This window comes from Glutamicibacter sp. AGC46, assembly GCF_053543715.1.
In genome coordinates this window covers 39,787-51,393 of record NZ_JBLVOJ010000025.1, presented here as the reverse complement: position 1 = coordinate 51,393, position 11,607 = coordinate 39,787, and the positions used below count along the sequence as shown (strand labels likewise).

Here is an 11,607-nt window from a genome sequence, read left to right as displayed (position 1 = left end):
AGCCCCCTGCGCGTTAAGCCTTCGGCTGCTAATGGTCCAGCTTCGCGGCAACCTGGTCATTCAACCGCTGCAGCAGCGGCACAGCCTGCGCCAGAATCCGCCGTTCCTCGGCGCTGAAGGAATCGATGCCGCCGGCCAGCGAGGAAATCGCGCGCTGCCGGTAGGCTTCGATGGCCTCCTTGCCGTCGCCGGTCAGGCTCACCAGGCTGGCCCGGCCGTCCCCCGGGTCCGGTTGTCGCTGGACCAACTGGTCGTTTTCCATGCGGATGACCAGACCGGTCATGGTCGGCTGGGCCACGCGCTGCTCGATGGCCAAGTCGCCCACGCGCTGGGGGCCCAACCGGTCCAGGGTGGAAAGCACCCGCCAAGCGGTCACCGATCGGCCTTGCCCGGCCGCGCGCCCAAGCAGCCGGGACATGGTGCCCGACGCTAGTGCTACGCCGGTGGCAATGCCACTGGCTTCTGTCGATAGGTCGCTCATGGAAAATACCTTAGCAGAACAGCATAGGCACACTATGCGGGTACGGAAAACCCCCCGGGGCCAGTTGGAAGCAACTGATCCGGGCGGGCGATTGTGCGGATTACTTGGCCGCGTCCTGCTCTGCAGCTTCCGCTGCGCCGGCGAGCTCGGCGGCTTCAGCCGAAGCAGCGGCGCGCTTGCCCCATGGGCTCCACAGCGACAGCACGGTTGCGATAACGATCGCGCCCAGGATGACCAGCAGCGAAGCACCCACGGAAATGTCCAGCCACGCGTAATGCAGAGGCTCGCCGCCGTTGATGAACGGCAGGCTGTTCTCGTGCAGGGCGTGGAAGACCAGCTTCACGCCGATGAAAGCGAGGATGAAGCTCAGTGCGTGCTTCAGGAAGACCAGGCGGTTCATCAGGCCACCGAGCAGGAAGTACAGCTGGCGCAAGCCCATCAGCGCGAAGATGTTCGCGGTGAACACAATGAACGCGGACTTGGTCAGGCCGAAGATCGCCGGGATCGAGTCGAAGGCGAACAGCAGGTCGGTCATGCCGATGGTCACGAAGACCAGCACCATCGGGGTGAACAGATTCTTGCCGTCGACCACGGTGCGCAGCTTGGCGCCATCGAAGTCCTTGGAAATCGGCAGCTTGGAGGTCAGCTTCTTGACCAGGCCGCTTTCCTCGTCCTCATCCTCGTCCTTGAGCTGGTTCCATGCGGTCCACAGCAGGAAGGCGCCGAAGATGTAGAAGACCCACGACCACTGCTCGATGATCGCTGCGCCGAGCACAATGAAGATTGCGCGCAGGACCAACGCGATGATGATGCCGAACATCAGCACTTCCTGCTGGTACTTACGCGGTACCGAGAAGCGCGCCATGATGATGATGAAGACGAACAGGTTGTCCACCGACAACGCGTATTCGGTGACCCAGCCGGCGTAGAATTCCTGGCCGAGCTGCGGTCCAGCCTGCGTCCAGATCACGGCACCGAAAATCAATGCCAAGGAGATGTAGATGCCGACAAAAATGCCTGCTTCCTTCATGGAAGGAATGTGCGGACGCTTGGTGACGTACAGCAGGTCTGCGATGAGCACCGCGCACAGAACAATCAGCGCGATGATCTCGAATTGAATAGTTAACCCATTAGTGCCCACGGACGAGCGACCTTTCGTTGGAGGGTATGGAAAATCGCCGCAAGTCTCTCCGCCGCCACACCAGAATTCGAAACGCTTCGATAGCTGGCTCAGTGATCGGCTGCTGTGCCCGGCGAAACATCATTGGTTCGCGTGTTGACGTCCACAGCATTGGGATACTCCCCTACGTCCAGTGATCAAGTGTAGCGCACAGGAACTGCACAGGCTCGGCCCAAGTCCCAATACTGCGCCGGACAGCAGCAGGGTTACGCGTGCCCGGCAGCCTTCATCTGGCGCAATTCCTTCTTCAACTCGGACACTTCATCACGGATCCGGGCGGCCAGTTCGAACTGCAACTCGGCGGCCGCGGCGTGCATCTGCTCGGTCATTTCCCCGATCTGGGCCAGCAGGTCCTCGGCCGGGGCGGCGGCCAGTCCGTCCTTGCGCACGGTGGACGAGGCCTTGGTGCGCTTGGCATTTTTCGCCAACCGGTTGTTGTTCAGCAGTTCCTGGGTGTCGGCATCCTCACGCGCCAGCTGGTCGGTGATGTCAGCGATCTTCTTGCGCAGCGGCGTGGGGTCGATCCCGTGCTCCTTGTTGTGCGCTTCCTGGATTGCCCGTCGGCGATTGGTCTCCTCGATCGCCTGGTCCATCGCATCGGTGATCTTGTCGGCATACATGATCACCTGGCCCGAGACGTTACGCGCGGCACGGCCGATGGTCTGGATCAGGCTGGTGGCCGAACGCAGGAAGCCTTGCTTGTCGGCATCCAGGATCGCGACCAGCGAAACCTCGGGCAAATCCAGGCCCTCGCGCAGCAGGTTGATGCCCACCAGCACGTCGAAGGAACCCATGCGCAGCTCGCGCAGAAGCTCCACGCGGCGGATCGTGTCCACATCGGAGTGCAGGTACTGCACCCGCACCTGGTGCTCGGTGAGGTAGTCGGTCAGGTCCTCGGCCATGCGCTTGGTCAGCGTGGTGACCAGCACGCGCTCATCGCGATCCACACGGGTGCGGATCTCATCGAGCAGGTCATCGATCTGGCCCTTGGTGGGCTTGACGATGATCTCGGGGTCGATCAGCCCGGTGGGGCGGATGATCTGCTCCACGAACCCGTCGGACTTGCCCAGCTCGTACTTGCCCGGGGTGGCCGAAAGGTACACGGTCTGCCCGATGCGCTCAAGGAACTCATCCCATTTCAGCGGGCGGTTGTCCATGGCACTTGGCAAGCGGAAGCCGTGTTCCACCAGCGTGCGCTTGCGGGACATGTCGCCCTCGTACATGGCGCCGATCTGCGGCACGGTGACATGCGACTCGTCGATCACCAGCAGGAAGTCATCGGGGAAATAGTCGATCAGGCAGTGCGGGGCGCTGCCGGCATCGCGGCCGTCGATATGGCGCGAGTAGTTCTCGATGCCGTTGCAGAAACCCATCTGCTCCATCATTTCCAGGTCGTAGGTGGTGCGCATGCGCAGCCGCTGGGCCTCGACGAGCTTGTTCTGCGATTCCAGCTCCTTCAGGCGCACCGCCAGCTCGTCCTCGATCCGCTTGATCGCCTTGTGCATCCGCTCGGCACCGGCCACATAGTGGCTGGCCGGGAAGATGTACATCTCGGTCTCCTCGCGGATCACCTCGCCGGTGACCGGGTGCAGGGTGTGGATCGCTTCCACCTCGTCGCCGAAGAACTCGATGCGCACGGCCTGCTCTTCGTACATCGGGATGATCTCCACCGTGTCCCCGCGCACGCGGAAGGTGCCGCGGTGGAAGTCCATGTCGTTGCGGGTGTACTGCATGGCCACGAACTGGCGCAGCATCGCGTCGCGGTTCAGTTCCTCGCCGGTGCGCACGGTGACCATCCCGGCCACGTATTCCTCGGGAGTGCCCAGGCCGTAGATGCACGAAACGGTGGCGACCACAATGGTGTCGCGGCGGGTGAGCAGGGAGTTGGTGGCCGAGTGGCGCAGGCGCTCGACTTCCTCGTTGATCGAGGAGTCCTTCTCGATGAAGGTATCGGTCTGCGGGACGTAGGCCTCGGGCTGGTAGTAGTCGTAGTAGGAGACGAAGTACTCCACCGCGTTATTGGGCATCAGCTCGCGGAATTCGTTGGCCAGCTGCGCGGCAAGGGTCTTGTTCTGCACCAGTACCAGGGTGGGGCGCTGCACCTGTTCGACCAGCCAGGCGGTGGTCGCGGACTTGCCGGTACCGGTGGCACCGAGCAGCACGATGTCCTTCTCGCCGGCGTTGATCCGCTCGGTCAGTTGCTTGATGGCCTGCGGCTGGTCGCCGGCAGGCTGGTACTCGCTGATGACTTCAAAGGGGGCGACCACGCGCTTGATCGGCTGTGCAAGACTCATGCTTCCAGCATATCCACTTGCCCCGACCGTTGGGGCCGCGCCCTAGCCAGCTTTCAGCTTAAATCCGGGGTGCTATTTGCGCATCCCGTAGCGGATCGCATTGCGCTTGACGGTGCGCTGGATGCTGCTGCCGAAGAATCCCACGGTCATGATGGTGGCGGCAATCAGCCCCAGCAAGGCCAGGCAGCCGGAAATGTAGACCACCGGCGAATACGGCCCGGATTCGCTGGCAACGAATTCGGCGCGGCCGCCAAAACCGAGCCACAGCACCAGGGCGACGGCAAAAGCGATCAGGGTGCTCCACTTGCAGATCTTGTACATTCCTACTCCTGTGCTGGCGCCAATTGGCGGTAGAGGGCAGAAACCTGCGCCTCCAGTTCTTCCAAGGTACCGGAATTATCCAGCAGGTAGTCGGCTACGGCCGCCCGCTGGTCATCCGTGGCCTGCGCGGCCATCCGGGCCTCGGCATCTTCCCGGGTCCAGCCGCGGTCCTGGACCATGCGGCGGATGCGTTCGGCGTGCGGGGCGGCCACGACGACCACCGCGTCGAAGCTGTCCAGCTGGCCGGTCTCGACCAGCAGCGGGATGTCCTCGACCACCAGCGAGCCGGCTGGCGCTCCTTGGCGCAGCTTCGCCGCTTGCTCCCGCACCAGCGGGTGCACGATCGCGTTGAGCTTGGCCCGCGCCGCCTCGTCGGCGAAGACTATCGCGCCTAATGCGGGACGGTTCAGCGACCCGTCGGCCAGCAAAACGGCTTCGCCAAACGTGTCCTTGATCGCAGCCAGCCCGGGCGTGCCGGGTTCGACCACCTGGCGCGCCAACGCGTCGGCATCGATGACTACGGCTCCCAGGGCGGCCAATTTGGCCGCGACCGCAGATTTTCCGGAGGCCACTCCCCCGGTCAGTCCCACATGCATCATGTTCCCACCCTATAAACTAAGAGGGATGAACACCAACGACTCGGCCGCGACACGGTACACGACCTTGACCAGCGATTGCGTGCACGAGCTGGAAATCAAGCGTTCGCGATTCATCACCTACCTCTTCCGGGTCGAAACCGAGGCCGCCGCCCGCGCGCAGATCGCGGCCCTGCGCAAGACCCACTTCGATGCCCGCCACCACTGCAGCGCGTTCATCCTGGGCCCCGATCGCATGGCCCAGCGCTCCAACGACGACGGCGAGCCCTCGGGCACCGCCGGCATCCCGATGCTCGATGCCCTGGCCAAGCGCGAAATCGCCGACGGCAGCGTGCTCTCGGACGTGCTGGCCGTGGTGGTCCGCTACTTCGGCGGGATCAAGCTTGGCGCCGGCGGACTGGTCCGCGCATATTCCGAGGCGGTATCTTCCGGGCTGGACAATGCGCAGCTGCACCTGCGCCAGCGCATGCGGATCTTCACCTTCGCCGCCGCCCACGCCGACGCGGCCCGCTACGAGAACGAGCTGCGCGCCGCCGGCTACCAGGTCGAACCGACCCTCTGGCAGGCCGATGCCGCAATCGTGCAGATCGGCATCCCGGACACGCCCGAAGCCGCCGCGCAGCTGCGCACCGGCATCGCCGCACTCACCTCCGGCGCCGGGGAACTGGCCGCCGCCAACACGCAATGGGTTGATCTGATTTGAACTCCGCCGCCAATCCCGAAGGCACGCCCGCTGCCGCCAGCAGCCTCCAGGCCCTGCTGCCCGCCCTGCGCCGCTGGCCCGATGTCGAAGCCGCCAACCTCTACGCCGCCGACGCCTGCGACCGGCTCATCCTGGACACCTGCGCCGCCGCGGCCGGACCCTCGGACCGCTGGCCGGATGCCATCGCGGTCATCGGCGACCACTACGGCGCGCTGGCCCTGGGCGCACTGGCACTAGGCAGCACGAGCGTGCGCGTGCACACCGATTCGCTCACCGCCCGCCGGGCCATCGAGGCCAACCTCGCCCGGCTCATGCCCGAGCGGGCCGGACACCTCGAATTCTGCACCCTGGAACAGGTCGCCCAGGGCGCCAGTTCGATCCTGCTGGCCCTGCCTCGCGGACTGGACGTGCTGGGAGAACAGGCCGCCGCGGCAGCTGCCGTCGCCGATCCCGGCGCGAAGCTTTTCGCCGGGGGCCGCATCAAGCACATGAGCCGTTCCATGAACGAGGTGCTCGCGGCGCATTTCACCCGCGTCGACGTCTCGCTGGCCCGGCAGAAATCCCGGGTGCTCACCGCCAGCACCCCGCGTGCCGAACAGCCCGCCAGCAGCTTCCCGGCCACTGCCACCCACCAGGTGCGCGGCACCAGCTTCACGCTGCATGCCGGTGCCGGGACCTTCGGTGCCGCCCGGCTGGATCCGGGCACCCGGCTGCTGCTGGAAAACCTTCCGGACCTCTCCGGGCACGCCACGCTGGTCGATCTGGCCTGCGGCAACGGCGCGATCGGCATCTGCGCAGCACTGGAAAACCCGCAGCTGCGCGTGGACGCCTCGGACCATTCGGCCTCCGCGGTCGCCTCCACCCTGGCCGCCGCTCAACGCAACAACCTGGACGGTCGCCTCACCGCCGTGCAGGATGACGCCCTGGGCCGCCTGCCCGACGCCAGCGCCACCCTGGTCACGCTGAACCCGCCCTTCCACATCGGCAACACCGTCACCGCCGACATCGCGTTCAAGCTGATCGACGACGCCGCCCGCGTGCTCGCTCCCGGAGGCACCCTGCTGTGCGTGTTCAACTCGCACCTGCGCTACCGCAGCGAATTGGCCCGCCGCGTTGGCCCCACCGAACAGCTGGCCCGCGACAGGACCTTCACCGTGACTGCATCAACCCGCGCGCACTAGGCTTTTCCACAGGCCGTATTGCCGGCCGGCACGCCGCGCACCGCCTGGCGCATGCTGGGGCCATGAACAGAACTGTCAGCCAGGCGCTAGCCGGGCTTGCCCAAGCGATCAAGGACGCGCCGGCCCTCGCGGTGGACGACGCCCTGGCCGTCGCCGCGTTCATCCCCGTCCTGCACCAGACCCTGCTCTGCGCCGATCCAGCCACCGGCCCCGAGTCCCACTACCTGCACGATCCGCGCTACGCCTTGGCCCTGGCCACCGCGGCTGAAGCTTCGGCCCACCAGGCCCTTCGCACCCAGATCTACGCAGCCCACCTGGTCGATGACACCGCGGCGCACACCCTGGCCCAGGTTGAACTCGCCGCAGCCCGCCAGGGCACCACCGATTTCTCCGTCCCTGCCCAGCGCACCGGAAAGCGGCCCAGCTTCACCGGCCCTGCGGCACTGCTGGCATCCTGGCTGCGCACCGACCATTTCGAGGCCAAGCGCCGCATCCAGTCCGCCAGCCACGTCTTCGCGCAATACGACTACCAACATCAGCGGCACCAGGCACAGTTCCCTTTGCTGGCGCGGCGCTTCGCCGATCTGCGCCAGCCGCCAGCCGAAGTGCTCAGCGCGGCCCGGCGCCTGGGCGCTCTGGAACCCCAACGCGACGAATACGCCGCACCGGCCACCGCCTCGGCGCTCACCGAAGATGGCGAGCTGCTTGAATCCATCGTCAACCAGCAATTGGACGAGCCCGACCCCGGCACCCGCAGGCAATTGGTCAACAGCTTCCTGAAATCCCAGAAGGAACGCTTGGGCAAGAAGCGGCCCGAAGCCCAGGAAGGCCTGTACCGGCGGGGCGAACGCGGCGGCCTGGTCCACTACGACCTCGCCCTGCGCCCTACGCGCGCAGAACTCTTCGAATCGGGCATTTCGCAAAGCGACAATCCCCGCTCCGGTTCCGGCCAAGCCGCACGGGAGGCTTTTGCCCAGTCTCCGGGACAACGTACAGAGCAGGATGCTGCCCCTGGCACTTCCTACCAGGCCGACGCCGGAGGCCATCCGGACTTCTTGACCGATGAGGAAGCTGCCGCCAGCGAAGATCCTGTTTCCCCACCGCTTTCTCCCGCGGCACGCCGCCTCAACGGCCTGATGAATCTGCTGGAGATCAACACGAAGCGGCTCCAGGAGCTGCTGGATGCCGCGCGCAATGGCGGGACCCCCAAGGGCGCCGATGGGAATGATGCAGGCACCGTGGATGTCCCCACCATCACCCCGCAGGTCGTGGTCATGCTGACCTTGGACGAGTTGGAAGGCCGCGCGAGAACCCATGGCATCACCCAGCACGGTTTCAAGCTCGATGCAACTGACCTGCGCCAGACCCTGTCCAGGGCACGCATCATCCCGATGGTGCTCGGCGGCAGGGGCGAGCTGCTTGATATCGGGCGCAGCCAGCGCAAGCATCCGAACTACATGCGTCTGGGTGTTGCGGTGCGCGATCGCGGCTGCATAGTTCCCGGGTGCACCATGGATCCCGAACGCTGCAACATCCACCACATCTGGTTCTGGTCCGAGGGCGGTGTCACTGCGGTCTACTGGAGCGCGATGCTCTGCGACACGCATCATCATGACGTTCATGCCGGGTTGATCAAGGTCATTGCCGACGATGGCGTACCCAAGGTCATCCTGCCCAGCTTCGTCGATCCCACCCAGACCCCGGTGCGCAACAGCTACCACATGGCCAAGGCCGCCTAGTTCGCGGCAATGCGCCGGCGCCATCCGGCTAGATCAAGAAAGGGCGTCCACCGTGCACGCGGACGGCTTGGGCGTTGATCCCCAATGGACGAAGGTCGATCCGGTCGATCTCGCCCCGCTCATTATTATCGAAAGTATCAGCCGTAACCGAATCACCGGCAGGGGTCTGGACCGCCAGGCGGCGCTTGGTTCTGGCCAGAGGCTCGCGTGCCGATGCCGGGACGTAGTAGGCGCTGGCCTGCTTCCCTCCGCCGTAGAGCCATGAAGCGAGCACCGCGACCGGGCGTGAGCCCCAGCCGCTGAGCCCTGCAATGACCAAGCGCTGGCCGGTTGCCTCTAGCAGTTTCCCATTCAGGTTCTCCCCATAGACCCAGGGCTGGGACGCGATGCCCAGGAACTCTTCGGCAGAGCGCTGGTTGACCGCATGCACCCCGTGCACCGGGCACACCTCTGAGCAGAAAATGAATCGCGGATCCTCAAATTTCTGCTTGGACCCGTTCTTGTCGTCGTTGCGGCACAGGCAGGCCCCGGTTTCTTCCGTTTCGATGAGGATCGCGTTGCCATAGGCCCGCAATGACGTTGGACCAATTCGGTGGTCCGCTGGAACTTCGAGTGCGAAAAGTCCCATCGATTTCAAGCGCATCCAGCGCAGCATGCTCAGCAGCAGGCTGATGCCCAGCAGGACGGCCGCTGCGTACACGTCAAGACGGTAGCCTTCATCCAAGTCATGCAGCGAATGAACTTCCGTGCTGACCAGTTCCCAGCCCAGCCGGAGCAGCGGGTAGATCAGTGCTCCTACCGCAAGCTTCCATACCATGGGCGACATTTGCTTGGTGATTCCAAAATCGCTCTTTTGCCCCGGCGCCAAGGCGATGCCTCCTGAGGCTTCACGCTTCCAGGTTCTCAGCAGGCGTCGGAACCGTGCGTCCATGAGACCTACGGACAGTGCGAGCAGCAGGAAATAGCCCAGCGCCAGCATCAGGATCCTTTGCAGGTCCCCGGCCGGAGCCAGCAGGAAATAGATTCCGGCGGCTACGCCCAAGCCCATCCAGGGTGATTGCCGTCCGCCGCCAAAGATCATGGCCAGGACGGTAGCGACCATGGAGAAGGAGAGGATGTCCATGATGCCCTTGTCCAGGTACGGGGGATGCAGAAGATCCGAACGGACGAGGACCACCAGTGCAACCAGCGGAAGCCAGGTCGCTGCGGCAACCCAGAAATTGGGAATAGTGCGCGGTACAGTCTCCCACTCCTCGTGGCTGACCTGGCGCACCGGGATCTGCTGTCCGGCAGTTGGGCCTGCCGCATAGTCTGCCGGCGAATTTCCTGTCGTTGCCATGTGCTACTACCTGCCGTTAGTGAGTCCACCTGATCGGTGCACTTTTAGTCTAACCTCAGCAAGTATTAAGAGCAGTGCTTCTTCGGAGCTATTCCTGTCCGGCGGATGTCAGCAGAAATAATGACGTGCCAGCCATGCCGGCAAGCAAAAAACCAGTTAAACAACGAAGGCCCAACCCTTGCAGGGTTGGACCTTCGTGAATCAGCTAGAGCTAATCACGATCTCTGCACGAGGCAGAAGCCGGAATTAGTTGCCGGTCAGCTTCTCGCGCAGTGCAGCCAGTGCTTCGTCCGAAGCCAGGGTGCCTGCATCGGTGGCTGGTGCCTCCGAGGAGTACGAAGCTGGAGCTGGCTCGGAACCACCGGCAGCAGCAGGCTCTGCTTCTGCGTCGGCAGCGATAGCGGCAACAACCTGCTTCTTGTGTGCTTCCCAACGCTCCTGGGCAGCAGCGTACTGTGCTTCCCATGCAGCGCGCTGGGTGTCGAAGCCCTCGAGCCATTCGTTCGACTCTGGGTCGAAGCCCTCTGGGTACTTGTAGTTGCCGGCCTCGTCGTACTCTGCAGCCATGCCGTAGAGTGCTGGGTCGAACTCGGTGCCCTCTGGGTCAACACCTTCGTTAGCCTGCTTGAGCGACAGCGAGATGCGGCGGCGCTCCAGGTCGATGTCGATGACCTTGACGAACAGTTCGTCGCCAACGGAGACAACCTGCTCAGCCAGTTCAACGTGGCGAACTGCAAGCTCGGAGATGTGAACCAGGCCTTCGATGCCGTCTTCGACGCGTACGAACGCACCGAATGGAACCAGCTTGGTAACCTTGCCCGGTACAACCTGACCCAGTGCGTGGGTGCGGGCGAAGGTCTGCCAAGGATCTTCCTGGGTAGCCTTCAGCGACAGGGAAACGCGCTCGCGGTCCAGATCGACTTCCAGAACCTCTACGGTTACTTCCTGGCCAACCTCGACAACCTCGGATGGGTGGTCGATGTGCTTCCAGGACAGTTCGGAAACGTGTACCAGGCCGTCTACGCCGCCCAGGTCCACGAATGCACCGAAGTTGACGATGGAGGAAACAACGCCCGGACGAACCTGACCCTTTTCCAGCTTGTTGAGGAAGGTCGAGCGAACCTCGGACTGGGTCTGCTCGAGCCATGCACGGCGGGAAAGCACAACGTTGTTGCGGTTCTTGTCCAACTCGATGATCTTGGCTTCGATTTCCTGGCCGATGTATGGAGCCAGGTCGCGCACACGGCGCATCTCGACGAGCGATGCTGGCAGGAAGCCACGCAGGCCGATGTCCAGGATGAGGCCACCCTTGACAACCTCGATGACGGTACCGGTAACGACGCCGTCCTCTTCCTTGATCTTTTCGATGTCGCCCCAAGCGCGCTCGTACTGCGCACGCTTCTTGGACAGGATCAGGCGGCCTTCCTTGTCTTCCTTGGTCAGGACCAAGGCTTCGACGCTGTCGCCAACGGTGACAACTTCACCTGGGTCAACGTCGTGCTTGATGGAAAGCTCGCGGGAAGGGATGACACCTTCGGTCTTGTAACCGATGTCGAGCAGAACTTCGTCGTGGTCAACCTTGACGACGGTGCCTTCGACGAGGTCACCATCGTTGAAGTACTTGATGGTGGCGTCGACTGCGGCCAAGAAGTCCTCAGCAGATCCAATGTCGTTGATTGCGACGACTGGTGCGCTGTTGTTCTCGTTCGAGGTGATGGTCATGTAGTAGGGACTCCGATGTGGATAGATTTGATCAGTCGAAACCCCGGAAGT

10 protein-coding genes are annotated in these 11,607 nt (G+C 63.8%); 3 read left to right on the top strand and 7 right to left on the bottom strand.

The genetic code is table 11. The features are described 5' to 3' along the window. Positions 1-28: 28 nt before the first annotated feature. The 5 genes from ACNPM8_RS15200 to coaE form a co-directional block, all read right to left on the bottom strand. Positions 29-481: a MarR family winged helix-turn-helix transcriptional regulator gene (locus ACNPM8_RS15200; RefSeq protein ID WP_105656688.1), complete on the bottom strand. Its 453-nt coding sequence runs from the start codon at positions 479-481 to the stop codon at positions 29-31. Between the two features lie 100 nt (positions 482-581). Continuing rightward, complete coding sequence (locus tag ACNPM8_RS15195) at positions 582-1,622, bottom strand: TerC/Alx family metal homeostasis membrane protein (protein ID WP_448940137.1); 1,041 nt, start codon at positions 1,620-1,622, stop codon at positions 582-584. Between the two features lie 245 nt (positions 1,623-1,867). Then, positions 1,868-3,955, bottom strand: a complete 2,088-nt coding sequence (uvrB, locus tag ACNPM8_RS15190) for an excinuclease ABC subunit UvrB (protein ID WP_133834225.1) — start codon at positions 3,953-3,955, stop codon at positions 1,868-1,870. 72 nt (positions 3,956-4,027) lie between these two features. Continuing rightward, positions 4,028-4,276, bottom strand: coding sequence for a hypothetical protein (locus ACNPM8_RS15185; RefSeq protein ID WP_105656691.1), 249 nt, complete (start codon positions 4,274-4,276; stop codon positions 4,028-4,030). Positions 4,277-4,278: 2 nt separating this feature from the next. Beyond that, on the bottom strand, positions 4,279-4,875 hold the full coding sequence (gene coaE / locus ACNPM8_RS15180) for a dephospho-CoA kinase (protein WP_332595160.1): 597 nt from the start codon (positions 4,873-4,875) through the stop codon (positions 4,279-4,281). A 25-nt stretch (positions 4,876-4,900) separates the two neighbouring features. Between coaE and ACNPM8_RS15175 the strand changes: the two genes are divergently transcribed. The 3 genes from ACNPM8_RS15175 (at position 4,901) to ACNPM8_RS15165 (ending at position 8,495) form a co-directional block, all read left to right on the top strand. After that, the gene (locus tag ACNPM8_RS15175; protein ID WP_448940136.1) at positions 4,901-5,575 is read left to right on the top strand and encodes an IMPACT family protein; all 675 of its coding nucleotides are present in this window, start codon (positions 4,901-4,903) and stop codon (positions 5,573-5,575) included. After that, a complete protein-coding gene (locus ACNPM8_RS15170; protein ID WP_332731142.1) occupies positions 5,572-6,756 on the top strand; it encodes a class I SAM-dependent methyltransferase in 1,185 nt (394 codons plus the stop codon). The genes ACNPM8_RS15175 and ACNPM8_RS15170 overlap by 4 nt, the downstream gene beginning before the upstream one ends. Positions 6,757-6,818: 62 nt before the next feature. After that, positions 6,819-8,495 (top strand): HNH endonuclease signature motif containing protein, encoded by a 1,677-nt coding sequence (locus ACNPM8_RS15165; RefSeq protein ID WP_448940135.1) that lies wholly within the window; start codon positions 6,819-6,821, stop codon positions 8,493-8,495. Between the two features lie 28 nt (positions 8,496-8,523). Here ACNPM8_RS15165 and ACNPM8_RS15160 read toward each other — a convergent pair whose 3' ends face one another. Continuing rightward, complete coding sequence (locus ACNPM8_RS15160; protein ID WP_448940134.1) at positions 8,524-9,834, bottom strand: hypothetical protein; 1,311 nt, start codon at positions 9,832-9,834, stop codon at positions 8,524-8,526. Between the two features lie 246 nt (positions 9,835-10,080). After that, entirely contained in the window at positions 10,081-11,556 is a 1,476-nt protein-coding gene (gene rpsA, locus ACNPM8_RS15155) for a 30S ribosomal protein S1 (protein ID WP_013349277.1), read from the bottom strand. Positions 11,557-11,607 lie beyond the last annotated feature (51 nt).